Origin of the sequence: Paenibacillus campinasensis, assembly GCF_002272015.1 — a bacterium.
GTDB lineage: Bacteria > Bacillota > Bacilli > Paenibacillales > Paenibacillaceae > Paenibacillus_AQ > Paenibacillus_AQ campinasensis.
The window spans coordinates 20,788-44,352 of sequence record NZ_NPBY01000079.1 but is presented as its reverse complement, the minus strand read 5'-3'; the positions used below and the strand labels follow the sequence as shown (position 1 = coordinate 44,352).

Sequence of the window (23,565 nt, the reverse complement as noted above, 5' to 3'; positions counted from 1 at the left end):
TTTATGTTAAACAGACATGCCTGACGGCGGGTTTTTTGTTGGAAAAATAAAAAAAATATTAAAAACAGTGTTGACATCGTCATACAGCTGTAGTATGATTGAGTCATACAAGAGGACGACATAAGACCTGACCGAATGGCAGGCAGTTGGAAAGGATGACTGAAATGAAAACAATCAAACTGCAATTTGTAGAAACGCAAAAGAACGACCGGATGACTAAGGATACATACGTAATTGCTGATTCAGATTACAGCGTAACGGAATTTTCGTTCGTACATGATGCAGTTGAGTATGTGTTGCCTGAAGGATATTCGGTAGGAGAAACAGTAACAGGGGAAATCGCAATATTCGATCATAAAAACGAACACTGCGAATTAGATGCTTATGGTGTCACGCCACGACTTTCGTCCATCACAGGCCAGGTTCTATTGTCCAAAGCGTCAAAGTAATACCGCCCCTTGTAGGTCTATCGGACGCTGCTGATATACTTGGATGGGATCGCCGCAGAGTCCAGACATACATAAGCAGAGGGGCGTTCCCGGAGCCGGTGCAAAGGTTATCTAACGGGCCTGTATGGACCCGTGAACAGATTGAGAATTACCGAGATTCGCGAAAAGAAAACGGTCGGTGATTAAAATATTATTCAAGTGAAGGAGATGTCAAAATGAAAATCGCATTCATGCACACTAACGGTTACGACGCAATACTGCTAGAAAACGGAACTTGGTTCCAGCCTGAACCGCACCATGTTTCAGCGCTTCTCAATATCAAAAGTGAAGAAGGTTTTGTGGATTGGAATGGTAGCGAATTGTTTAATGAAAATGACGTTCCGACAGAAGTCGAATCTTGGGTTAACCAAGGAGCAGTCCTAGTGGCTTACTTTGATAGCGAAGGGCTATCCATTGAAGATCAAGAGGTTTGGAATGAACGCATAGAGTTTTATGGGGTAGGAGAGGCGGCGAAAGAATTGTGATGTGCCAAAGCAAAAGCCGGGGAATGCGCCCCGGCTGATGCAAAGAAATATTAAAGTAAGACAATCCACGAACCCGCAAGGAGTCCGACATATCTGTATCGTACTCCTTGACAAAAAATATGTCAAGCGCCAACAGGTGCGGAAGGAGAATTATTGTGAATGATAAAATTCAAAAAATTATTGATCTCCACATGAAATGGAGGTTTAAAGAGCCTGGCGGCGTTCGTGCCGATTTAAGCGGTGTTACCTTGTCTGAGGTTGATATCAAAAAAACCTACAACATAAAGAATAGATTCGACAAATACGATTTAGCCGAAGCAAATTTTCAAGGTGCGGATTTACATGGATCAAACTTTCGAAGCGTTATGGTTTTTTGCTCAGACTTTACCAATGCTAATCTATCTTATGTAGACTTTCGCGGAGCAGATATGGGGAATGTGGTTATGGACGGTGCTGATTTACGTCATGCACAGTTCCAAAGAACGAATTTTGGAGTGTTTGTCAATTTGAAGTATGCATCATTTGTTGGTGCAGATTTGCGTTCAGTCAATTTTCGCGGAGCAGATCTAAGCTGTGCCGACTTTACCAATGCTGATTTAAGTGGAGCAATATTGACTAATGCAAAACTGATCTCTGCAAATTTTGAAGGTGCCAATCTAAGCGGAGCAGATTTTGAGGGGGCAGACCTCGAAAGAGCTGATTTTCACAAAGCTAACCTTAATGGAGCAAACTTTCATAACGCTGATCTCTATAGAGCAGATTTTCATACGATAAATATTTATTAACAAAAAAACCCTCACCAGCCACAACGGCCAGTGAGGGTTTTTCCAATTATGTCTTAATAATAGCATGTAATTAATTATATGTAAAGAGGTTTTTTAAAATAAATGCCCGCTGAAATAGTCAGCGAGCGCAAGTGTTTTAACGATATTTAATTCCGCGGCACTGTACGAACGATTCCGTCAACTCACCGCCATTCTCGTACAGATTATACTCGGCGGTCGTCCGCGTGGCCGTATCGCGTTTATACTGTTCCGCGCGCTCTTTATTGCGGATTTTGGCCGCCTGGTCAACGAATATTGATTCGTACGTACTGCGCTTGCGGCGTTTTGGCACGCGGTAGTCGCGGCCGTCCGTGCCGATTTCTTCCGCCATTTTGAACGATGTCTCCCGGTCGTGACGGACGTCGAGCTGCCACGTACTCATAAACGGATACTCATTCCGCGTAATCTTGTCCGGATGGCGATCCGTCAGTTCCTCACGCAGAATATAGTCGGTCAAGCGCTCGAGCTGCGCAGGATCCGGTGTCGCGCCGTGTTCGCTGATATATCGGTCGATTAACGCCTGTACAGTCGCCATACGCTCGCCGCGATCCTCGATTTGGCGCGTGATAAGATGCGTTACCTCTTCGTTAAATTGCGTTTTATAGTCGTTCATACTACGTCCTCCTTCGGAATGGCTAGCGAGTCCAATCGCATATTAGCGGCGGTAACGTATTCCGTCTCGATTTCAAATGCGGCAAAGTTACGACCAGTCTCCACGGCAGCCACGCACGTCGACCCGGTACCTGCGAATCCGTCGAGGACAATACCCCCTTTATCACTTGAGTTTCGAATGAATATTTTCAATAGCTCCGTCGGCTTTTCCGTTGGATGAGTAAGCTTGAGGCTCGGAATCTTTGCGCAATCTATGACATCAGGAAGTCGTTTCTCGCGAAGCAGCGATCGCCCCTTATGTCCGAACAGAACTAACTCGTGTTTAGGACCGTAAGAACCTTTGAGATCGCCGGTACCGTGGACGTTTTTGTTCCAGACGATTAAGTTTTTAAGTTTGAAATACTTTTCAAACTCTGTTTTAAAGAAATCGATATGATGCCAGCTGCAGAACATATAAATGGCGGTATCTTCCTTAAGAACACGGTAGCACTCCGCGATATAGTCCGCAATTAAGCCGTTACTGTCCCTGTCATTGGTGATATGTTTAAATCTTTCGTTTGCGACGCGACGGTTACTGCGGTAATTCATAAGGTAAGGCGGATCTGTAACGATTAGGTCAATACTCTTGTCCGGAATCATCCGCATTCCTTCGATACAATCGCGTTGGTAAATCCGATTTAATTCGATGCCGCCGAGCAGTTTCTTTTCCGCCATTAAACCGCCTCCTCTTCGATTTCTTCCGCATCCGCATACTCAACGCTAACCTCGCCGTATTCCCACCGCGCAAACACCGCCGCAATCGCCTCGGCAGCGCGGTCAATCGCTTCGCTAACGTTCTTTTGCGCGATCCCCATGATTTCCGCCGCCTTCGCCTGCGTAAGATCCCGACCGTACACCCACGCAATCGCCTCCGCCTGGCGATCGGTTAGGCCGGCGTTATAGATTGCGCTGTGTAAATCGATTAGTATGTCGCTGGCCGCCGTGTCGCCTTTATAGCGTCGCTCGCCTATCCGGTGGCGATCGCGGAGCAGCGCCTTAACGCCGGCCGCGTCGTTGAGAGCGTATTTTACTTCGTATGCTCGCGCCTGTTTTTCCGTATCCACTTTAACTGCGCCCATTAGACCGCCTCCTTCGTGCGTGCATTTGCGATATCTACGTATTCCGGTTCACGTTCAATTCCGACATAGCCGAAGCCCTCACGTTTGGCCGCGACTAACGTACTGCCGGAGCCGGCGAACGGATCGAGTACGGTTCCGCCTGGTGGCGTTACTAAACGGATGAGCCACGCCATGAGTGCGGTCGGCTTGACGGTTGGATGCGTGTTGCCTGCGCCGCGGTCCGCCTTAGTCGCCTTTTTGCAGACTTCGCGCGGAGTGACGTTGAAATACGGGGAATAAAACGCGTCGTCGTCCGTTGTGACGCAATTTGCGGGGAAACGTCCGGCTTCGTGCTGTTTAGTCGTTCCCGTTCCGAAGGAAGTAACGCCCATCGCCTTGCTGGATGAGTACGACATTTTATCGTCCGTAGCAATCCGGCACCCATCGATATTAATCGCACCCGTTCCGTACTTCTCGACCGTTTCGGCCACGGTCCCGGCGAGCGGCTTACGCGCGACGATAATCGGTTCGTGCGCGGGCTTGAGTGCGGTTCCCCATCCGTCCCATTTGCGGGCGAGTTCGGATTGTGGCGAATAAGGCACATAATCCGGGTGGTCCGACCGTAACTCTCTGTTTTGGTTTAGCTGTACGTTTTGTCCGGCAACGTTGAAACCTTGACCACGCGGAGCCAACACGCCTGCCCGTTTATCAAACGCCTTGCCAACGTCCATACTCTTCGGAAATCCGCTAAAATAAAGCCATTCGATAACATCCCGGATCCCGAAACCTCCGAGCCTGAGCGCAATCGTCATTAAGTCTTGTGTGCGCGTTCCGGCGAATACTAGCGCATGTCCTCCCGGCTTCAACACGCGGAATACCTCACGCCATAAATCCGGATGCGGCACGAACGAATCCCACGATTTCCCCATGAATCCGCCGTGACCGTGGTCGTACGGCTCGCCCGCAATCCATTTCGTCAGGACTTCGGTAATATTCGGCTCTTTCGATAATCCATACGGTGGATCGCAAACCACGCTATCGAAAAACGCGTCGGGATACTGGCGCAGGACCTCCGTACTGTCGCCGCATAATACAACGTTAATTTCCGTCAAATCTAACCGCCTCCATATCGTTTACTTTTCGTTCAATTTACGTATAATTAGCGATAGATCCCCGTTAAAGGAGTGATAACGATGCACCAACGCTTTAATATCGAAGAAATTCCGCTCGTCAACTTGTTCGTCGCAACGGACAAGCAGCGCCGCCTGCGCCTGTCATCGGACATCATCGCGCTGTATGACTTACGCAACGGCAACCGCGTCACGCTAGGCTACGACCGCACAGCGCAAGTAATCGCGCTCCGGCTCGCCAGTTCTGCGTCAGATCCGACCGCAGCCAACGTAGATAAACGCGGCTACGTGTCGGCGGCGCATTTCTACCGTAAGACGCAGATACCACAAGAGGCGCGACGCTACGTATTCATTGCGGATCAGGACGGTTGGCTGCTGTTTGGGGCGGAGAATTAAGCGCGGCGCTTCTTCACGACGCCCACACCATCGAACACACACGGCTTGAGTTCGATAATATCCTCGAGCCGATCGAGTATCGCTTCCTCCGTCTTCTCCGTTATGACGCCGAATCCGCTCATCTCTTCGAACAACTCATCGCGGACCTTTTCGTCCATTTCGGCGATTAACACGCGTGCAAATCCGAGCTGAAAGAGCATTGAGCGGTAAGTCTTCGGAAACACTTGACGCAGGTAACGGAGATAGCCGCGTTTAATCGGTATCGGGCACGCCTGGCAGCCTGTCCGCGGCATAAATACGTTAAATCCTTCGGCCGACAACCGTTCGGCTTCTTCGCGCTTAACAACCGTCTCGGCTCCGGTAAATCGGTCGTCGATGACCGCGTTGAGATCGTATAGCGGATTGTACGGGATATCGTATTTACGTACGTATTCCCATACGTCTTCCTGTCGGCTGTTTCCGTAGTTGAATGAGTCAGTCATAGAAGTCCACCATAGAATCGGCCGGCACACCCACGTTTTCCAAGTATGCGATGAGTAGAACAGGTCTGCGTCTCGCCGGGCGCTCATCCACCTTTGGCGGCTCTCGCCGGCTCGAACCCCATTGAACATTAAGTGCCATCCGTGATCCTTAATCGCCTTTTTCATCGGCCGGTGCTTAAGAGACCCGCAGCACTTCTCGACGACCGGTTCTTTCTTGCCCTCCTCGCCGCTACGATCTCCTTTACGCTTAAATAACGAGTCAACACCGTTCTCTTCGTATATCTTCTTAAGAGTGGTCTCAGGCCGCGCTTCGATCGTATTAAGTCCCCATAGTTCCGTCATTTCCTTAGCGTATTTGCGAGTTTGAGGGTACTCATTCAGCGTATTGTTCCAAACGACGTCGAACGTCACCCCCAGGTCTCGCGCAGCCCTGCGAACAAGATGCAACGTTACGATCGAGTCTATACCGAAAGAACACGAGACCACTATGCGCGCTTCCTTGCCGTGCTCCTCTACGACCTTACGGATGGCGGAAAATATGAGAGCCAGCGCGTACTGCTCCTTCTCTTCGAGCGTCGCCGTGTTGTGGAACTCTTCGTTCTCAATCGTAATTTCCTTCGGTATTCTCGGCTGCTCCTTAGTCAGTGTCCGGTACACGTCTAAATTCAACTTACCGCCTCCTATTGCGGAGTTTAGGACGGATGATTGCCTGTTTCACCCGTCGACTCCGGTATATTTTTGCACTCTACCGTATTCCCTTCTGAAAGCAATTGCCCGCGCTCTAACACCGTCCTATCATCGTATGGCGCGCCGTTTAGCGCATCTATCCTCCCGTAAAAGTAGCCGGCTTTGTACGCGTTCCGGTAAGAATCAAGCGGTGACATCGCGCATCCCTCCGATAATCCCGTCAACTTTTGCGTATAAATCCGCCAGCGTGCCGTCGTTTACGATTTCGTAGTCAACGGCGAAACTGTCGACGTGGCTTTCGGTGTCGTGAGTCAGGTCCGCCAGCGCGAAGTTGTCGGCGGACTTAATGGCGCGATCGATGCGGAGGGCTTCCGGTGCTGTGACGCGGATTATCGTATAGCCTTCCGAGCGGCAGCGGTCGAACTCGTTAGGCTGGCGGAGGTCGCTGATCACGGCGCGGAACGATCTTAGCCCGTACATTTCCGCCCAATAATCCTCTAAATACTCGCGGCCATTGATGCGTTCGAAACACTTCCGCACCCATATGTCCGGGTCACGTTCGCGCATCGTCTGGCCGAACCATTGATAGCCTTCGCGCGGCTTCGTCTCGGACGGACCGAATAATTCGTGATAGTAGCGCTTGAGTTCGTCACCAAACGCGAATTGCGTATAGCCGTAATTTTGTGTCAAGTAATCGGCGACCGCGTTCTTACCACTGCGGAGTAAGCCGGTAATTGCGATGTGGGGATACGTCATTCGGCGGTCACCTCCGTCCATTTTCCGTCAGCCCGTACGGTAAATAATGCGGACGGCGTGGCGCTTACTTTTGCGACCGCGTAGTGGCTGGCGAACGGGCCGCCGTGATGATACTTGAGCGCGAGTTTAGCGTCACGAATACTTGTGTACGCCTTGCTGTGCGCTAATTCTCCGTTATCCCTTCGAATGATGACGTACGTATCGATCATCAGGCCGCCACCTCCTCGCGGCTGTCGTCGATAATATAAACCTGGTCCTCGCCTATCCATCCGCTATCGTGCGTATGTTTCCACGCCTTACCGTAAATTCCGTCCTCTTCGTAATGGCGCTTAGTCAACGTCGTCTCCCATTGCGCATGTGCTGCGTACGGCTTAACAACGTCACCAACACGCGGCTCCTCGTCGATTTCGAGCGTAAACCAGTCGCGGTAAGACTTACCGTCGCTATCCGGCTCAATTGTAAAGTAATTGCGCGAGCCTCTGTCGTCAAAGACTACGTAACACATTTCGCGGAAACCCATCGTTTCTTCTGCGATTCGGTACCGTTTGCCTGCCGTAAAACCAGAACCGCTTTGATTCCGTCGCAAATACTTCTTCATATAATCGCTCCCTATTCGTTATTCAGCGCCCGACGCGCCGTCGATTCGTACCTCCACCGTTTGCCTTCCGAATTGCTTCGCGTCGTGTAAATTCGCCATCAAGACGTCAACTTTGCGCCCCTTAATAGCGCCGCCCGTGTCGAGAGCGATCGCATCGATTTCCGTGCCGTCAGCCAGGCGGATTGTCAGCGTTGTGCCCATCGCAATAACGTCTGGATCAGTCGCAACGACTCGTCGCCCATCGACCGTAATGTGTTGGCGCACATCTAGGCCGGTTGCGGTTATGCCGGTGCATCCCGTGTCGCATAGAGCGATATACGCGGTCGCTTCGAACGTGCGCCACTCTTGCGTTGTTTCAGACGGAACCTTATCCGGAGGGGTCCGGTGATTGCCTGTTTCACCGGATACCGCCGTTACCGCGCTCGTGGCCTCAACGCAGGTCAGTGCGATAGATATAGCGATGGCTGCCGTCAAGATTACTCGGATGTGACCGCCTCCTTTTCGCTAAAATATGGCGCGAGCCACGGATCAACCTTTACGATTTCGTCGCGAATCTTAACCGCTAAGTCTGCGATTTCCCATTGAGCGCCGTTGCCTGGCCGTCTCTTCGCGTAGAAATCGAGGAACGTGCGGAGGTTTCCGGTCATGACGAGATTGCAGGCGGCGGCATTCGGGAGGACCATGCGCGCGTCTTCCGGTGGGACTCCGGCTTCGCGCAGTCTGTCGTAAGTTTCCTGCGCAACGGCCATCGCATCGTCGAATATCTCTTGCGCTGGTGTATTCGCTTTTAGCCCGAGCCATTTCGTGTAACTTTCGTAATAGACGACCGTCTTGTTCGGATCCTGTATACTCGGCGGCGTCACGTAATCCATTCCGCCGATCTTGTCCGCGCTCCCCATCCGTACATAGCGCTGACTCTGCACGCTGAACGATATGTGGCGGTGACGTGTGAGCTGTGCAAGGAGCGCGCGGCTAACGCCTTCGATCGCGAACGTATACGTGATATGCTCGAGCGTGGACGTATGGCCGCTGCGTGTTATGTGACGGAATAGCCGATCCGCATCCGTGCCGCCTTCGCCATCTGACGCGGCATTACCGAAATACTTGGCGCCCTCCTTTGCGACGATTTCCGTCGGCTTAAGCGGTGAGTAACACGTACGGATTGCGGTAAGGGCGACGGCTGCGCGTTCGTTTGGAACGTGTTTCGGTGCGAGCGCCGTTAGGACTTCGTCTGTAAATTCGTCTGATAACACCGTGTGTGCGATTAGCTTAACGTTCAATTGTCGACCTCCTTCTTTGTGTGATAGTGCTTATGAACCGTGACAATGTTGAAGCCGTGGATTCGTTATTTAGCTGGCGCAACTCTCACATTCTTCAATCGTTAGTGCGCGGCTCCGGATGTAGTACGTACTCTTAATTCCGGACCTCCACGCGTCTAAATGAAGCGCAAGGAATGCGCTCGCCTTAATGTCCGGTGTCACGTAAAGGTTGAATGACTGCGCTTGGTCAACGTGTTTCTGCCGTACGGCGGCCGCCTTAATCGACCAGTGTTGATCGATAGTAAACGCGGTTTTGTAGTACCACATCGTAGCTGGCGAGAGATCCGGCGCAGGATTAGCGATCTTATACGTTGTCTTTTCCTCGTACGACAGCAGCTCGTAAATTGGGTCGATGCTGGCGGTCGAGCCTGCGATAATGGACGTTGACCCGTTAGGTGCGATCGCGAGCAGATACCCGTTGCGAATACCGTGCTGGACGACCTGCAGCGTCAATTGCGCCCACTTATCGGACTCTTTGACGGACTCGGCGTTCTCATCGATATAGCCGCGTTTAACGAAATACTCTCCGCTATGCCATTCGCTACCCTCGAACGCTGGGTATGCGCCCTTCTCTTTCGCCAGGTCAGCGCTTGCCTTAATCGTTAGATACGCGATGTCTTCGTACAGGCGGTCGTTATATGCGACGGCTTCGTCCGACTCCCAGCGGATACCTTCAAGCGCGAGTAGATGGTGGAGTCCGAACGTACCGAGTCCGACTGCGCGGTACTGTTGATTCGTATGTTGCGCCTGCAGGATTTCGATATTGTTGATATCGATAACGTTATCGAGCATGCGGACCTGAATCGGAATTAAGCGATCGAGTACGCTGGCCGGAACAGCTCGTGCGAGGTTAATCGACGACAGATTGCATACGACGAAGTCGCCTGGGACTTTCGTGATTACGATTCGCGTCTGGCCGTCCCTCATAACGAGTTCTTCCGACTCGGTTACGGTCGGTGATTGGTTCTGCATGATTTCCGTACACAAGTTCGAAGAGTAGATCATGCCGCGATGACTGTTCGGATTGGCGCGGTTAACCGTATCCCGATAAAACATGTACGGAGTCCCGGTCTCAAGCTGCGACTTCATGATCCGTTTCATGATATCGATTGCCGGTACGGTAATTCGCGGCAACAACGGATGAGCAAGCGCTTCGGCGTACTTCTCGCGGAACGAGCCGGCGCCGACTTCCTCATCGTAAAAGTCTTCGAGGCCCCATCCGAAGAGTGACCGGACTTCGTGCGGACAGAATAGCGCCCAATCGCCGCGCTTCTCCACCGTTTCCATGAAGAGATCCGGAATGCAGACGCCGTGGAAAATATCGTGCGCACGCATCCGCTCGTCTCCGTTATTCAGCTTGAGGTCGAGGAACGCGAGAATATCCTTATGGAATACGTCGAGATAGACGGCAATTGCGCCTTTACGCGTGCCGAGCTGGTCAACGCTGACGGCCGTATTGTTAAGCTGCCGAATCCACGGAATGACGCCGCTTGACGTGTTTTTGTGGCCGCGAATGTCCGATCCTCTGGCGCGCACCTTGCCGAGATAAACGCCGATGCCGCCGCCCATTTTCGAAAGGCGCGCCACGTCCGTATTGGAATCGAATATGCCTTCAAGCGAATCGTCGACCGTATCGATAAAGCACGACGATAACTGGCCGCCTGTTGCTTTGCCCGCATTCGATAGCGTAGGCGTTGCGACCGTCATGTACAGGTTCGACATCGCCCAATACGCTTCTTTGACGAGATCCAGGCGCTTGTCGGCCGGTTCATTTTGCATAAGGAACATCGCGATCACCATGTATCGTTCTTGCGGTAGCTCCATCACGCGTCCGTCGAAGTCCGTAGCGAGATAGCGCTCCTGCAGCGTCAGCAATCCGATATAGTCGAACAGTAAATCGCGCTTATAATCGATACATTCGCCAAGCTCCGCAATTTGTTCCGGCGTGTAGGCGGTCAACAATTCCTCGCGATAGACGCCCTTCGACACTAATTCGCTAATCAGCGGATAGAACGCGCCATACGGCCGGTCGCTGTACGCCTTGTATCGCCGATTGACCGCGGCCTTCTTATATAGCGATGTCAATAACGCACGGGCGGCCGCGAACTTCCATTCGGGCGCCTCCTTCGTTACGAGTTCGAGCGCGGACATTGCGAAGGCTTGCGTAATCTCTTCGCCTGATACGGATTCGGTGCGCAGCTTGGCGTTAACACCGCGAAGGAGTTGCGTTTTATCTACGCCAGCCAGACCGGAGAGAATCCGGTCGGCAAACGTGGACAGGCGGGCAGGGTCGAACGTTAGACGGCGGTTGTTTGGCTTCGTTACATATTGCGGTGTGCTCGTGATATGTCATCGCTCCGTTTCGTATTTTTCTATTTGGCGCTCAATCTGCGCGAGTCTTGCGTTGTATCTTGCGACTTCCTCTTCGTGAATGCGGATCACTTCGATGAGCCGATCGCGTTCATAGTGGAGATAATTGACAATGTCGGCGCGGGTCATCTGTTTCTACGCCGTCTCTCGCGCTTGTTCGCTTCGACTCCGGACGCGATACCATAAGCGATAAGACTGATAAGCGCAATTACTAAGGCGAGCGCCAGGCCACCCCAAAACGGCAGCGTCACCCACCACCAGGACCAGTCGATCACGCCAGTAAGCTTCAAGGTCACGAATACAATACCGAGGAGTCCCAAAATACCGATACCTCCACCTTGATTATCCATTCACATTACCTCCGTCTATTAGATTTTCACGTATCAGATGCGCAAGCACGATCGCCGCCGCATCACTTTCATCGTCCGTAGCGAACTTGTAGTCGTCAGGAAGCCGGCATATTCTCCGGACGGCCGCGGCCACTTCCTTTTTATCCGCGCTGCCCGAACCGCACAACGTCTTCTTAACGGTTGGTGGCGCGAGATTGACCGTTACTTCAAGGCCGAGACGGGATAAGGCGCGGTCGACTGCGGACCAGGCGCCGTGAACCTTATCGTTCTGCGCGAAGTTTCTGGACGGCGGCCATATCTCGCGGACTATCGTAGTTAGGCCGGAGTGCTTGCGGAAGAAGAGTAGCGCGTGCGCTTCGATAACTTCGTACCGCAATGGCTGCGCCTCGTCTGCGACTGTCTTAACGTTGGATGTCGCTATGAGATGCGCCTGCCTGTTGCGCACCTCAATAACGGCAAATCCCGGTGATGTTAGCGATAAGTCGAGGCCGGCGTGTAGCTGCGGCGGTTCTTTACTGCGCGTTGTCTTCGCCAGATTTCTCCGCCTCCTTTTCGCCTGTACCTAGCGCCCCAGCCAAGAATCCGAGCGCCGCAAGGACTCCGACTACAACACGCTGCAGGAACGGTTGATTCGCGCCAAAAATTAGTTCGAACACGAATACGGATCCAAGCGCGGCACCTCCGCACAGTCCGACGTATATAAACCCGTTGATAATTCGATTAAAAATTCGCATTAAGCCGCGCCTCCCTTTCGTAGTTCCATGATTTCCGCAAGCACTCCGGCCGCGTTCCGTTTCTTCCAGTCAGGCAGTCCCGACCGTTGAATCGCGCTTACCTTGCGTTCGATCTCCGCGACTTCCTCGTCCGTTAAGGTGGTCGCGATTCTTCGTTTGAAATCGTTGAACGTCCACTTACCGATGTCGAGTTTCGGAGGCTTGCCGGCTTCGGCTGCCGCCACAATTGACGCGAAGTGGTCGAGTACCTCGTCGCGCATCTCATCCGTAATGTGCAGGCCGAACACCGCGATATCCGGATTCTTTTCGAACTCTTCTGGCGTCATTTCCCACGCCTTCCGCGAACCGTTTACGTAGAGGATGACGTAGTAGTCAACGTCGTACATGATCGAATAACAGACGCACTGCTTAACGTGGTCTTCCTTCGCGCCGTTACGCATGGAATATCCGGATGTGGCTGCGTATGTCGTTTGTTTCGATTTGACTTCGAGACCAACGCGTAGCACTTCGCCGTCCTCCGAGACGTAGCGCATAATGCCGTCGCAGGTTCCGTAAATGGCGAACTGCTTGCCGTCGTGTTCGATAACTGCGTTCTTCTTCGCGAACTCCTCGAACATCGGCTCGCCGCGGTCGTTGCGCTCGAATTGGAACGGTGGATTTTCGCCCATATGTTTCTCCGCGAATAAGATGTCGCGCTGAATGATATCGCCGATCGCCGTTCCGATTCGAACCTGGCGCCCTTGGTGCGGCGGCCTTTCACCTGACTCGCGCTTTGCTCCGAGCATCTTTTCGTATAGGCCGCGTGGATCAGCGTTGGCCGAGGACGGCGAGAAGTACGGAATGCCTCGCGGCGGCCATACCTTGCGCTTTTTGTCAGTCAGGTAATCGGCATACCAGCGATGAATTTGCGCGTCGAGAGCGTCGTCGTATACTTCGGGTGCCGAGTGCCAGGCGTTGAGATATTCCGTAAAGTCTTGCGCTATTTTATCCGCGATTGATTGCGTAATGAAAACCGCCTCCTAATTTGTGATGATTACGTTAAACTTCGCCTGCGAGAATATCCGCACGAAGTCCTCCGAATATTTTCCGCCTACAACTACGCTCCCGTCTCGCGACTTTGTGCAGAAGAATATGTCGCCAGGTTCGCGCCGGAAAACGTAGGCTGCGTGGTTATCTAAGCGGATGTGCGTCGCCACTACGTCGCCTCCTTCGAAATTACTTTCCACCCGTACGCCTCGTACGGCTCCCATCCGCAAGGGCAACCGTGGTCTCCGTATTCGTCGTCAAGTGTGCGGATATCGCAGCGGCATTTCGGACATTGGTACGTCATTAGGCGCCGCCCTCCTTCTGCCGGAACCATTCATCAGGCGTTACGCCCTTACCCCAGCGCTTCATAATCGCAATATCTGTGCCGTTGGCGACAGTACCCCACCGATAGGATTGCGTCATAATGCGTTCGATCGTCGCGATATCCTCACGCGTAAAGTCTTCGGGGATTTCGAATACCAACTCGTCGTGAATCGTTCCCCAAAGCGCCCATCCTTCACGCTTTTTGCATTCCTCGTGCGCCTTAATCATCGTCACTTTCGTCTGGATGGCGGAGCTTCCTTGTACGCGAGCATTCGTTCCCTGGCGCATAGCTCGGTTAATCTTAGCGTTATGTTTGCGCCACTCATCGTATTTCGGATCGTTCCACTTTCCGTACGGGATGTTTTTGCGCTTGAGTTTACCGTCGGGCAGGCGACGTTTCCGCTGCTGCTTATCCGCCCAAACGAAACCGTACTTCGCGACATGCTCCTCGTTGGCTTTAAGCCACGCGGACAATTTCGGCATTCCGCTGAACAGTTCTTCCTTGAACGCGGTAGCTTCCGCCTTCTTGAGTCCGAGCATCTCCGCCAGCGAATAGTCGCTCATACCGTACAATGTCGCGAGCCATACGACCTTCATCGCCGTACGTTCGGGCGTATCCTCGCCGTTTGGCAACTTATTGACTTCGTGATAAGGACGCTTGTAATACATGCTCGCCATGTTTGCGTAGGGATCGATTCCCTTTTCGAACGCTTCGATCAGGACCGGCTCGCCGGATAAGTACGCCGTACAACGAATCTCCTGCGCCTTAAAGTCTGCGGATACTAACACCTTACCATCCGGCGCCATGAACATCTTGCGCGCCTCATACGGCTGGTTTTGAACGTTGAACTGATTCGAATCCTCCGCGTCCTCATCCTTTCCGGAGCTGAATCGGCCGGTAACAGTTCCCATCGGATTAAATCGTGAATGCCAGCGCTTGGTTGTCGGATTCTGCTTCGTCGGCAGCGCGTCGATATATGTTCCGCTGAGTTTCGTTATCTTGCGGTATTCCAGGAGGAGTTTGATCACCTCGTATTTTTCCGCAAGTGGCTTTAACGTTTTCTTAGCGTCCATATTCGGGAGTTCGCGTCCGATCGATTTCGAAAGCGCAACCTTCATCTGCGGCGGAGAGTTAAGGTTAAGCTCGCCATCTCCTTCGTGATATGGCGATAGTTCAGCGAGAAGTTTGACGTGTAGTTCATCCGCACGCTTCCGCAACTGCTCCCCGTACTCTTTCGCGAAGTCCAAATCGAGGATATATCCGTTAGCTTCGAGGTCCACGATTACGTAGAGCAGCGGAACCTCAACCGTTTCGTAATATTCGAGTACAGTCGGAAGTGAGGCGAAGTGCTTGCGCTGGAATTGGTAGAGGCGCCAGGTCAAATCGGTATCCTTTGCCGCATATGCAAGCGCAATGTCTAACGGAATCTCGTTAAACGGCGTCTTACCGAATAGTTCCGCGAACGTGTCCGACTCGACTCCGAGATATTTTGGCGCAAGGTCCTTTAAGCGGAACGACGGCTCGTTTTCGTTAAGTAAGTGCATCGCGGTCATCGTATCCCATTTAACGCCGCGCAGATCGTAGCCGTGCCGCCTGAACATTGCGATATCGAATATGGCGTTATGGAGAATCTTGCCGATGCCTTCGTCGTAAAGGAACCAGCGCAATTCGTCCAGAACGTATTCTCGCGAAAGCTGTTCGCCCTCATCGTGCATGACCGGAATGTATACGTGCATACCCGTCTCGGCGAGCGGCGGTATGCTTACGGACGGCAGCGTTAGTGATATGCCGACGATTACGTCAGTGTATACGTCAACGCCGGTTGTCTCCGTATCGACCGCCACTTCCGTTTCATTCCGAAGCCTTTCGTTGAGTCGCGCCAGTAACTTCTCGCTGTTAATCAGAAAGTAGTTTTTCGGCGTATTCTCGACCATTTCGCGGAGAGTGTCTGTACGCATCTTCTCGCGTAGATCCTCGTAAATCCGGAGTGCTTCCGCTTTGCTAAAACGCTTGCCGGCGCCGGACGGATGTCTGCCTGTAACACCCGTCTCCATAGCGCTCTTAACCGCAAGCAATTTCGCTCGGTCTGCGTCCGAATTTTTCATCGCGAGGATACGTTCCCATGCGTCTTCTAACGATTCGGATGCGTCTTTCTTCCGCTTGGCCGCCGCTTTGACTGCTTCGCGCGCTGTCGCTTTCGCTGCGCTGTCGTCCGGACGATTAAGCGAAAGTTTTATTTCGATATGTCAGCGCCTCCTTCCGAAAGGTCAAAACGCTGCCCGACGGGAACGATTAGTTTTACTGTCGATCTGACTACGACGTAGTAACTACCAGAAGTAGCACGCACACCGAGCAGTTCGGATCCTAAGTACTCAACGCTGCCTGAAACAACGCCATCTTCGCGATGTTCCCCAGCAACAAAATCACCTCGCCTAAACTCGCCGACCTTCCGTCCGATCGCCGCCCACTTCGCTTCCTCTTCGATGCGTGCGACTTCCTCTGCGCTGATCTTTTCGATGTTCTTAGCGGCAATGTATCCGTCCCCTCCGTAGGTGATGCGCTTAACAGCGAAGTCAAACTCCGAATAAGAAGGCTCGTCTCCAGTAATCTGAACGATATGTCCGACGCGGTGTTCGAAGTTGTCAGCGATGACTTTGGCGTAATCACCTACGTTAAACGCCGGCTTCGGCTTCGTTGCCTCTTCGTATTCCTCACGCGTCACCTTGCGGAGTGCGTCTGCGTTGCAGTATCCGACAAGACCGTCCTTTCTCCGCACGCTGAGTACGCTGACTCTATCTCCATTGAAGGCGACCTCTACGTAATCCCCGACGAGGAAGCCACCCATCGCGACCGATTTACGCGGGTCGACCACTACCGCATAGCCGCCATTTACAAACTCGCCGATTTTAACGGCCTTTCTTGCGGCCTCGACTTCCGCCTCGGTTGCGCGGACCAGCGATTCCGCGTATTCCCACCCGCGGTACTCTCCGCTGAGTGATTCGATTCTGAACGGAGCTGCCGTCTCGTCATATGCGACGATCTTAACGATTTCGTTGCGACTAACGAGGCCGTTAGTAGCGGCGATAACTTTCGCGTAATCACCAACCGTGAGGCGCTCAAGCTGCGGTGCTGGTTCGCCGCGATTAACCGGTTCAAGGACGACGTACTCCTTGTCATTAACGATGACGTCCTTTCCACCAAACTCGGCCATCACGCGAAACGCGTCTAGTCGTGACTTAACGGTCAATTCTGCCTCGTTTCCGTACGGATCGGCGGCCGACCAACGATCGACAATCCTGATTCTCTCGCCTGGGTTGGCTTTACGTTTGACCTCACGGTAACCAACAGCCAGCTTTTCATAGACATCGAAGTCAGTACAGCCAAGGTCGAACTCGTCGCCATCCTCATCGGCAATTTGCGGATCACCGTGGGAATCAATCCGAGTGACTTCGTAAAACCCACCGTCAATTACGTAGCCCGGAACGTCCTCATCCGTAATCTTAACGACGTCCCCCGCCAATGCTTCGCGATCCACTTTCCGATACTGCACGCCTTCAATTTCGACAACCTCATTCGGATACTTAACGTTAGTCAATTTCGCCATATTTAATCGATCTCCCCTCGGATATTAATCGTTCCCATTGCGTTAAATGTTCGCAAGTCAGCGTATTCCTTTGCGCAGTCGTATCCGTACCCGTTATGCAGAGTCTCGCCGTCGGGTGTACGTTTGACCTCGTCACCAGCGTAAATCTCGCCGTCACATTGCGCACAGTTGGCGACGACGGCCGGCTCATCTGGCGGGCGGAAACGGTCAAATATGTCAGCACGATAGACGCTGCCTTTAACGTTCATTATGCGCTCTCCTGTTCGTAGATCGACCGATTGAGGGCGAGAGGCAATTCGATCCACCTCTCGGAGGCACGCGCCTCAGATGCCCAATACTCTCCGCACAATCTATTCTCGAAAATAAACACACGCGGCGCTTCACCTTCGATCACCCAGACACCAATTATCAGATCGGCGTCGGCTCGATCGTAGGCCGTCCCGTTACCTTTCTTCGCGTATACAACTAGATCGCCACCGCGGTCCATCCGTTGCCGAATCGTTTTGACTTGAATCTTCGCGAACTCTCCGCTAACTGGATCCGTCGCAAGGATGTCGTAGGCTTCCGCCGTTTTCGACTCGTGTACGCGCCATCCGTTCGCCAGGAGCGCAATCTGCGCCACTAACTCCGAATACTTACCGACAACTTCGCTAATATGTGCCGTATAAATCACCGCTTTCTGTTTATTTGAAGGAGGGGAAACGCTGCGCCCCTCCGTTCAGAATCCGAGTTCTTCCGTTGTAGGTGGCGCGTCATCGTCCGTTGGCGTTGCGTCAGTGCCTTCGCCTGGGGATTCCGAAGACTCTCCGACAGGAAGTACGGACTTTTCGATGTGGTCCGAATCGGCTTCGTTCAGCAGCGCGATGATATCGTCCTCTTCCCGGAAGTTTGCGAGTTCTTCGTACGGGAACGCGAATCCGATAAACTGCGCAGCCTCGGCCGGTACTTCTGCGTCGCCAGATTCGAGAGAATACGACTTGCCGTCGGAAGTCTTACCGATTTTGATCACGTCGCCGACAATCGTGTAATCCTTGTTGAACTTCTTCGCAGCCTTTTCGAGTTTGTCGTAGTCGCCGATCAGGTTGTTCACGTGGAACTCCTTAACGTCCAGAACGCGCCACGTCTTATATTCGAGATCAAACACCGGAATCATGAAGTAAAGTTTCCGCTTGGCCTTCGCTTTGCACGAGATGCAGGCGCCGCCGTTCGGCTTTTGATACGCGGCAAAATTAGCGCCGACTGCTTTCGGAGAATGGAGGCACGTATGCTTCCGTACATATGTCGCCCGCGTCGCGAAATCTCCGTCCTCGTGGCAATAGTAGAAGAACCAACTATCGGGATCCGCAAGCATTACGAACTGGCGCCCGTCTTTCAGCTCGGCTCCAAGACGAACATATCGCGTGACTCCTTCCGGCAGCCCATCGTTAAGACCGTTCCCTTTCGGAGTGTTGCGTTCTTCCTCGCGCTTCTTCAATTGATCGCGAATGGACATTCGATCACTTTCCTCTCGTTTATTTAGTTTTGCGGAAGGATTGCGCTCGTCTGCGTGTGCACTCCGCAGATTTGCGTCTTACGCTTCGGCAAGGTGACGGCGGATCAACCGCGGCCATCCTCTCTACGCGTCCGGAGGGTTATGTCCGGTGGTGCGCGGCTCCTTCCGCTTGGGCACGACTTTCCTGCGCCCGTGACGCGGCAATAACGGTGAGTCGGCGTGTCTCACATCTGTGTTAACTGCGCGTGGTGTCGCAGCCTGGCGGGAACCTTTCCGCCCTCGTTATTACCGCGTAGCCGACGCAGGAACATCGGCTTTATTCATACGACATACGCCGCAACCGCCTTCGCGATCTTCCGTTTTTCATGGCGTATTTTCTCGATATCTTCGTTTAATTGCGTCAAGTATTCGTCAATGGCGGCAATACGTGCCTGCATCGCCAGTTTAACGGACTGACTACGCGATTTCTCAGCGCGAAGGAGACAGGCGGCGCGTTCCACGTTGAGTTCGAGGCGAGAGAGATGGTTACGCTTGACGGTTGCGGATTCTTTTCGCTCAATCTTGCGCAGCTCTCGGTTAATTATCGATTCAACTTTTTCGCGAACACTCAGCGCCCGGACTTCGCTAGGATAGATCGTTACGACGCGATCCTCTCTAGCGTCAAGAATGAACGTGACGTGTTTACCCGCGAACAGGCGACACGGGTTTCCTTCTTCCGATATAATGTCCGCGACGAATCGAGCCTGGCGAAAGCCTGACCGAATCCATTCCTCCGCAATGCGCCTATCTACGCGGAAACGGCTGATGGCGGCATCGATCGCGTGTTGAGTTACGGATATCTTCATCCGACGCGCACCCCTTTAAGCGGGATGTCCGACGCGAAATAATCCGCGATATCTTCGTGCTCTTCGACGCCTCCGTTGTAGATTGCGTCAACAATGCGTGCATTTTTCGGATAATTTCTTTTATTTAGCGAAACCTTTGCGTTAGCAGTACGTAGAATAATTCGAGACATGATTAAGAACCCCTCTCAATTAGTTGACAAGCCTAGAGAAAGTGCGGTATAATTCCAATTGTGAAAATGTTTGAATTACAATTTATTACAGAACGTAGTAAACAACATGTTTCATGTTATAATAAAATGGTAATACTGTTGTAGAAGGTTTGACGCTTTGCCTGAGTGCCAAACCAACTACGGGTATTATTAGGCCGTTAAAAACTCGCGTCTTATTCGAACACTATCCGGCATATAATCGGTGATATCACCGTGGATATTTCGGTCATAGCCTCGAGCAAGTCGACGCAGCTTACGGTCTACGGTGTTACGTTGGAGGCCGAGCGATTTGGCGATCGCATTCGGAGTCTCTCCACGCTTAATCCTTTCGATGACTGCAATCATCGTAGGGTCTAACAGAATCTTGGCCGATTCGAGAAGGGAATCAATCAGCTGGCGCTGGTTGGTTCTCTTCTTTTTTTCACTAAAAATAGCTTCACATTCCACGTTTTCTTCCGACCTCAGTTGAAGCGTTGGCGCGCTTTCGTCTTTGTCGGAATCGTCATCCAGGTAGCGGTCAATCCATTTTCTCCGACTCGATTCGGACCGAATTAGGTCGATTCTCGCATTTCGGAGACTGGTTCGCATTGTGTGTGCAAAGTCCCTGATGTCAACGTCTCCTGATATTCTCAGGAACACATCGTCGAAGATCGCGTCGGCATCGTTGACGTCCCTATGCCCCATCACTGCCAATTTACCTCGATTTGGTGCGAGGAATGTCTCTCTGGCAAGTGTGTACAGGTCGTTGAACGAATCGCCGTCAGGGTTCAACCTGTATGCTTGGAATGCTTTATTCAATTTTTCAGTTCCCAAAATCTTCACCTCTTAGCTTTGTTTTCGCCTTACACTTACTTAGACGGACGCCAATCTTAAACCGTACACTTTTACATGAAAAATATGCTAAAATATTTTCGGACACACTTTGCATCTTGGAGGAGCGCATATGGTACCAGTTGCCGTGCGCTGCCGTATATCCGATCCTGCTCACGAAAAGGCTGGTCGCTTGGTGAACTCGCACGACGCATAGGTATCAGCAAATCGACGCTATCTTCGTACGACACCATTCGAACTAAAAATATGCCACTACGGATAGCCCTTGCTATATCAAACGCGCTCGAGTGCAGCCCGATCGATCTTTATATCTGGAAATGGCGGTAGCGCAAGACGTGGGAACTTTTGGTTCCTGCGCGGCTTGCCTGCCCCCGATTGTGTACACGCCTTCCATTATATAACACGCTTGGATATATTGTCGATATATCTTGCGTTTTTGTAACCAGAATTTACCGCCGATAGTCCCATTGATTGCGCGAAATCATTTACGTCTTTCACATAACGCGGTGTTAATGCGCACTCCAATCGGACTAGGCCGCGCAGATCACTCGCGATACGATTTCGCCACGCACGCCCCGCCTCGTCGTTGTCGCGGAATATGACGACGTCCTCAATCGGTGACCTCACGATCATATCGCGCTTGCCGGCGTTCCAGGACGTAGCGCCACCGGTCGCAATCGCGGGTACGCCCGCCGACATGAGCGTCATAGCGTCAACCTCCGCCTCCACTAGCGCTACTCTACGCAGCCGCCTCGCATATACAACGTCGATGCCGTACAACATTTCGCGGATTGGCCGTCCGCCCTTTTCGTACCAGAAGACCTTCGTATCGACGCGGCGGTACTTAATCGCTCCGAGGCTGCCGTTTGCGTTGAACCACGGAATGACTATCGCCTTCCTCTCGCGGTCGTATCCGATACGCATGAGCCGCTGGACCGGCTCGCTAATGCCGCGCTGGCCTAGATACGGATGGCGCCATTTATAGCGGTCGAGGATGCGCATATCTAGCGGCCGGTAAATGCGGCGCTCCTGCGTGAGTTTCAGCGGCTTAAGTTGCGGAAGTGAGTCGGAACTTGTTTCCGGCGAGCTGTACTTATATCGCAAGTACTCAAGCGTTTCAGCCGTCGTCTCGTTGCGCAAGAAGGCGAGCAGTTTAACGATGCCGCCGCGTTGCCATTCCGGATCCCTTGCGCCTGGATCGCCCCAATAGCCGGCCTTTGCGTCGGCCGTGTCCGCCGTGTAGACGTAGAATGACGGGGTGCGATCGTAGCGAAACGGCGATACGGCGATTAGGCGGTCATGCGTCCAGGTGGCGCGCTCCCATTCGAATTGTTCGAGTTCGGCGCGTACGTCGATGTTAAGCGTCATACGTATCACCGTCGATGTATCGCGCCACATCCGCATAAGCAAAACCATCTGTAATTGCCGGGTGCATATACTTCTTCCAAGCGTCCTCGTGTGAACAATTAAAAAGTCCGGCCAATTCTTTCACGGCATTAGCGACGGATTCGATCGTCATGTTTTCGCCTCCCTTATATATCTATACAAGTCGTCCGCAAAATCACACGCTAGAATGAAAATTGACTTGCGGCATCCTGACCGGTTGGGAACTCGCATAAGACACCGTAGTCGAATAACGCGATTAAATCTAGTACGAAATCCTCGCCTCCGTTCCGCCCCTTCTCGCAGCCAATTCGCGCAATTCCTTCTTTCTCAACGCTATCAAACGAGAAAAGTACAGTTGCGATTGCTAACAGACGCTTTGTCGTCATTACTTGGTCGCGCGTAGGTAGATGTAGTTCTCGAACCCCATCGTCACCAGACTGCTTCCTTTCGACCGTCGCCTGCACGGTATAAAATCCGATAACATCGTGGTCACCTATGATGTTTTCGAATCGAGTAGCCGCGTGTTCGGCCGCCCCGCCTGCCGTATTATTTGCGTTCCTGCCGTAAACGTCTGCTAATCCGTAGAATGGGTCGAGGACTACTGCGTCAACTTTAACACGACTTAGTTCCGCATCCAGATCGTCAAGTGTTCGTGTCAATCCCTTGTCGCTCTTTCCTTGAAAATACAACTGTCCCGGATAATACGAGTCTAGTTGCTCAACCACCTCAAAGAAACGGTCGCGCACAATATCTTCAAGCTTGCCCGAAAGAATGTCGCGGTTGGGAATGCCAAGCTTCCGGCCTAAATTGTCCGTGAACGTCTCGTCGATCGCGGTGATTACCGATACAAGTCGCGCCACCCACACATACTCCTTAACCTCGTATGACTTTACGAGAACGCGCGCAGCTTGACGCAGAAGGCTATCGACAATGCGAATAAGAAGATACGTCTTTCCTCGCCCTGACTCGGCCATAACGCCGTATACATCTCCGGTAAAGAATCCACCGATCTCCTTTGTAAGAGACGGAAAGGGCGTGTCGTAACGTTTGAAAGAGCGTCCTTCTTCGCGCTTTCGGTACTCGGATAGTAGCGATGTTTTAATATCTGTCAAATCGCGCCCTATTTTATCACGAACGGATGTTCCCATTTTAATAGATTCGAGCCTCTCCTGCAAGGCAGAAATTACCGATTCTGTGTCGGAAGAACGGTACAGAGACGGGAACTCTTCGTTTATTAACTCCGCCAATCTCTGCTTTCCTTCGTAATCCTTAATTTTTCGCGCGAGGTACTCGTATGAGTCATTAACGCCTGGAACGTACACGAAATCAGGAAAATGACTGACAATTGTTGCGTAGCTTGGCGCGTTACCTCCGTTCTCTTTCGCGTAATCCAGCACGAATTTAACAACGCTACTCTCAAGCGGCGTGAAGAAACTCTCCGGACCGATTCCGTACTGCGTGAACGCGGCCACGTTATTCTCGTCGATCACTTTCGATACGAACAGTTCGCAATTCATCC

The 23,565-nt window shown here is 52.2% G+C and carries 33 protein-coding genes; 5 read left to right on the top strand and 28 right to left on the bottom strand.

The annotated features are described in order from the left end of the window. The first annotated feature begins 164 nt into the window (after positions 1 to 164). The 3 genes from CHH67_RS22620 to CHH67_RS22610 all read left to right on the top strand — a co-directional run bounded on the left by CHH67_RS22620 (position 165) and on the right by CHH67_RS22610 (position 1,758). Positions 165 to 449 (top strand): hypothetical protein, encoded by a 285-nt coding sequence (locus CHH67_RS22620; protein WP_095267632.1) that lies wholly within the window; start codon positions 165 to 167, stop codon positions 447 to 449. Positions 450 to 664: 215 nt separating this feature from the next. Continuing rightward, positions 665 to 973, top strand: coding sequence for a hypothetical protein (locus tag CHH67_RS22615; RefSeq protein WP_095267631.1), 309 nt, complete (start codon positions 665 to 667; stop codon positions 971 to 973). Positions 974 to 1,128: 155 nt separating this feature from the next. Then, on the top strand, positions 1,129 to 1,758 hold the full coding sequence (locus CHH67_RS22610; RefSeq protein WP_179292206.1) for a pentapeptide repeat-containing protein: 630 nt from the start codon (positions 1,129 to 1,131) through the stop codon (positions 1,756 to 1,758). A 136-nt stretch (positions 1,759 to 1,894) separates the two neighbouring features. Here CHH67_RS22610 and CHH67_RS22605 read toward each other — a convergent pair whose 3' ends face one another. Genes CHH67_RS22605 through CHH67_RS22590 form a run of 4 tightly spaced genes read right to left on the bottom strand, consistent with a single transcriptional unit; the run spans position 1,895 to position 4,618 of the window. Next, positions 1,895 to 2,410, bottom strand: coding sequence for a hypothetical protein (locus tag CHH67_RS22605; RefSeq protein ID WP_095267629.1), 516 nt, complete (start codon positions 2,408 to 2,410; stop codon positions 1,895 to 1,897). Next, positions 2,407 to 3,123, bottom strand: coding sequence for a DNA-methyltransferase (locus CHH67_RS22600; protein ID WP_095267628.1), 717 nt, complete (start codon positions 3,121 to 3,123; stop codon positions 2,407 to 2,409). The genes CHH67_RS22605 and CHH67_RS22600 overlap by 4 nt, the downstream gene beginning before the upstream one ends. Further along, complete coding sequence (locus CHH67_RS22595) at positions 3,123 to 3,527, bottom strand: sigma factor-like helix-turn-helix DNA-binding protein (protein WP_095267627.1); 405 nt, start codon at positions 3,525 to 3,527, stop codon at positions 3,123 to 3,125. Before CHH67_RS22595 ends, CHH67_RS22600 begins: the two co-directional genes overlap by 1 nt. Further along, positions 3,527 to 4,618 (bottom strand): DNA-methyltransferase, encoded by a 1,092-nt coding sequence (locus CHH67_RS22590; RefSeq protein WP_179292205.1) that lies wholly within the window; start codon positions 4,616 to 4,618, stop codon positions 3,527 to 3,529. Before CHH67_RS22590 ends, CHH67_RS22595 begins: the two co-directional genes overlap by 1 nt. A gap of 81 nt (positions 4,619 to 4,699) precedes the next feature. On the opposite strand from CHH67_RS22590, the gene CHH67_RS22585 reads away from it, so the two are divergent. Then, positions 4,700 to 5,032 carry a hypothetical protein gene (locus CHH67_RS22585; RefSeq protein ID WP_095267625.1) on the top strand — a complete coding sequence of 111 codons (333 nt, stop codon included), beginning with the start codon at positions 4,700 to 4,702 and terminating at the stop codon, positions 5,030 to 5,032. Here CHH67_RS22585 and CHH67_RS22580 read toward each other — a convergent pair. The 21 genes from CHH67_RS22580 to CHH67_RS22490 form a co-directional block, all read right to left on the bottom strand. Further along, a complete protein-coding gene (locus CHH67_RS22580) occupies positions 5,029 to 6,183 on the bottom strand; it encodes a phosphoadenosine phosphosulfate reductase family protein (protein WP_179292204.1) in 1,155 nt (384 codons plus the stop codon). The two genes, CHH67_RS22585 and CHH67_RS22580, sit on opposite strands and share 4 nt — an antisense overlap. A gap of 201 nt (positions 6,184 to 6,384) precedes the next feature. Continuing rightward, positions 6,385 to 6,957: a nucleoside/nucleotide kinase family protein gene (locus CHH67_RS22570; protein ID WP_095267622.1), complete on the bottom strand. Its 573-nt coding sequence runs from the start codon at positions 6,955 to 6,957 to the stop codon at positions 6,385 to 6,387. Continuing rightward, positions 6,954 to 7,166: a hypothetical protein gene (locus CHH67_RS26925; protein ID WP_095267621.1), complete on the bottom strand. Its 213-nt coding sequence runs from the start codon at positions 7,164 to 7,166 to the stop codon at positions 6,954 to 6,956. Before CHH67_RS26925 ends, CHH67_RS22570 begins: the two co-directional genes overlap by 4 nt. Then, positions 7,166 to 7,543, bottom strand: a complete 378-nt coding sequence (locus tag CHH67_RS22560) for a hypothetical protein (RefSeq protein WP_144029307.1) — start codon at positions 7,541 to 7,543, stop codon at positions 7,166 to 7,168. The genes CHH67_RS26925 and CHH67_RS22560 overlap by 1 nt, the downstream gene beginning before the upstream one ends. A 30-nt stretch (positions 7,544 to 7,573) precedes the next feature. Beyond that, positions 7,574 to 8,029, bottom strand: a complete 456-nt coding sequence (locus CHH67_RS22555; protein WP_244908304.1) for a 3D domain-containing protein — start codon at positions 8,027 to 8,029, stop codon at positions 7,574 to 7,576. A gap of 2 nt (positions 8,030 to 8,031) precedes the next feature. Then, positions 8,032 to 8,835, bottom strand: coding sequence for an FAD-dependent thymidylate synthase (gene thyX, locus CHH67_RS22550; RefSeq protein WP_095267618.1), 804 nt, complete (start codon positions 8,833 to 8,835; stop codon positions 8,032 to 8,034). Between the two features lie 69 nt (positions 8,836 to 8,904). Beyond that, the gene (locus tag CHH67_RS22545; protein WP_095267617.1) at positions 8,905 to 11,220 is read right to left on the bottom strand and encodes a ribonucleoside-diphosphate reductase subunit alpha; all 2,316 of its coding nucleotides are present in this window, start codon (positions 11,218 to 11,220) and stop codon (positions 8,905 to 8,907) included. 3 nt (positions 11,221 to 11,223) lie between these two features. Further along, a complete protein-coding gene (locus CHH67_RS26350; RefSeq protein ID WP_179292203.1) occupies positions 11,224 to 11,373 on the bottom strand; it encodes a hypothetical protein in 150 nt (49 codons plus the stop codon). Beyond that, a complete protein-coding gene (locus tag CHH67_RS22540) occupies positions 11,370 to 11,594 on the bottom strand; it encodes a hypothetical protein (RefSeq protein WP_095267616.1) in 225 nt (74 codons plus the stop codon). The genes CHH67_RS26350 and CHH67_RS22540 overlap by 4 nt, the downstream gene beginning before the upstream one ends. Further along, positions 11,587 to 12,129, bottom strand: coding sequence for a crossover junction endodeoxyribonuclease RuvC (locus tag CHH67_RS22535; protein ID WP_095267615.1), 543 nt, complete (start codon positions 12,127 to 12,129; stop codon positions 11,587 to 11,589). Before CHH67_RS22535 ends, CHH67_RS22540 begins: the two co-directional genes overlap by 8 nt. After that, the gene (locus tag CHH67_RS22530) at positions 12,107 to 12,328 is read right to left on the bottom strand and encodes a hypothetical protein (RefSeq protein WP_095267614.1); all 222 of its coding nucleotides are present in this window, start codon (positions 12,326 to 12,328) and stop codon (positions 12,107 to 12,109) included. Before CHH67_RS22530 ends, CHH67_RS22535 begins: the two co-directional genes overlap by 23 nt. Further along, entirely contained in the window at positions 12,328 to 13,113 is a 786-nt protein-coding gene (locus CHH67_RS22525; RefSeq protein ID WP_244908302.1) for a hypothetical protein, read from the bottom strand. Before CHH67_RS22525 ends, CHH67_RS22530 begins: the two co-directional genes overlap by 1 nt. A gap of 410 nt (positions 13,114 to 13,523) precedes the next feature. Then, positions 13,524 to 13,658 carry a hypothetical protein gene (locus tag CHH67_RS27135; protein WP_280523066.1) on the bottom strand — a complete coding sequence of 45 codons (135 nt, stop codon included), beginning with the start codon at positions 13,656 to 13,658 and terminating at the stop codon, positions 13,524 to 13,526. Beyond that, a complete protein-coding gene (locus tag CHH67_RS22520) occupies positions 13,658 to 15,784 on the bottom strand; it encodes a DNA polymerase (protein WP_095267612.1) in 2,127 nt (708 codons plus the stop codon). The genes CHH67_RS27135 and CHH67_RS22520 overlap by 1 nt, the downstream gene beginning before the upstream one ends. A 128-nt stretch (positions 15,785 to 15,912) precedes the next feature. Continuing rightward, positions 15,913 to 17,283 carry a hypothetical protein gene (locus CHH67_RS22515; protein WP_095267611.1) on the bottom strand — a complete coding sequence of 457 codons (1,371 nt, stop codon included), beginning with the start codon at positions 17,281 to 17,283 and terminating at the stop codon, positions 15,913 to 15,915. A 2-nt stretch (positions 17,284 to 17,285) separates the two neighbouring features. Then, positions 17,286 to 17,531: a hypothetical protein gene (locus tag CHH67_RS22510; protein ID WP_095267610.1), complete on the bottom strand. Its 246-nt coding sequence runs from the start codon at positions 17,529 to 17,531 to the stop codon at positions 17,286 to 17,288. Next, positions 17,531 to 17,956, bottom strand: coding sequence for a hypothetical protein (locus tag CHH67_RS22505; RefSeq protein WP_095267609.1), 426 nt, complete (start codon positions 17,954 to 17,956; stop codon positions 17,531 to 17,533). The genes CHH67_RS22510 and CHH67_RS22505 overlap by 1 nt, the downstream gene beginning before the upstream one ends. A 45-nt stretch (positions 17,957 to 18,001) precedes the next feature. Next, positions 18,002 to 18,775: a single-stranded DNA-binding protein gene (locus tag CHH67_RS22500; protein ID WP_095267608.1), complete on the bottom strand. Its 774-nt coding sequence runs from the start codon at positions 18,773 to 18,775 to the stop codon at positions 18,002 to 18,004. A 320-nt stretch (positions 18,776 to 19,095) separates the two neighbouring features. After that, positions 19,096 to 19,620, bottom strand: coding sequence for a hypothetical protein (locus CHH67_RS22495; protein ID WP_095267607.1), 525 nt, complete (start codon positions 19,618 to 19,620; stop codon positions 19,096 to 19,098). Continuing rightward, positions 19,617 to 19,790, bottom strand: a complete 174-nt coding sequence (locus tag CHH67_RS26345; protein ID WP_179292202.1) for a hypothetical protein — start codon at positions 19,788 to 19,790, stop codon at positions 19,617 to 19,619. The genes CHH67_RS22495 and CHH67_RS26345 overlap by 4 nt, the downstream gene beginning before the upstream one ends. A gap of 189 nt (positions 19,791 to 19,979) precedes the next feature. Further along, entirely contained in the window at positions 19,980 to 20,642 is a 663-nt protein-coding gene (locus tag CHH67_RS22490; protein WP_095267606.1) for a sigma-70 RNA polymerase sigma factor region 4 domain-containing protein, read from the bottom strand. A 75-nt stretch (positions 20,643 to 20,717) separates the two neighbouring features. On the opposite strand from CHH67_RS22490, the gene CHH67_RS27240 reads away from it, so the two are divergent. Continuing rightward, a complete protein-coding gene (locus CHH67_RS27240; RefSeq protein WP_095267605.1) occupies positions 20,718 to 20,987 on the top strand; it encodes a helix-turn-helix domain-containing protein in 270 nt (89 codons plus the stop codon). Between the two features lie 66 nt (positions 20,988 to 21,053). Here CHH67_RS27240 and CHH67_RS22480 read toward each other — a convergent pair whose 3' ends face one another. The 3 genes from CHH67_RS22480 to CHH67_RS22475 are packed head-to-tail and all read right to left on the bottom strand — an operon-like array spanning position 21,054 to position 23,563. Next, positions 21,054 to 22,028 (bottom strand): toprim domain-containing protein, encoded by a 975-nt coding sequence (locus CHH67_RS22480; RefSeq protein WP_179292201.1) that lies wholly within the window; start codon positions 22,026 to 22,028, stop codon positions 21,054 to 21,056. Beyond that, complete coding sequence (locus tag CHH67_RS26340) at positions 22,018 to 22,179, bottom strand: hypothetical protein (protein ID WP_179292200.1); 162 nt, start codon at positions 22,177 to 22,179, stop codon at positions 22,018 to 22,020. Before CHH67_RS26340 ends, CHH67_RS22480 begins: the two co-directional genes overlap by 11 nt. Positions 22,180 to 22,228: 49 nt before the next feature. Then, the gene (locus CHH67_RS22475) at positions 22,229 to 23,563 is read right to left on the bottom strand and encodes an AAA family ATPase (protein WP_095267603.1); all 1,335 of its coding nucleotides are present in this window, start codon (positions 23,561 to 23,563) and stop codon (positions 22,229 to 22,231) included. Between the last annotated feature and the right edge of the window lie 2 nt (positions 23,564 to 23,565).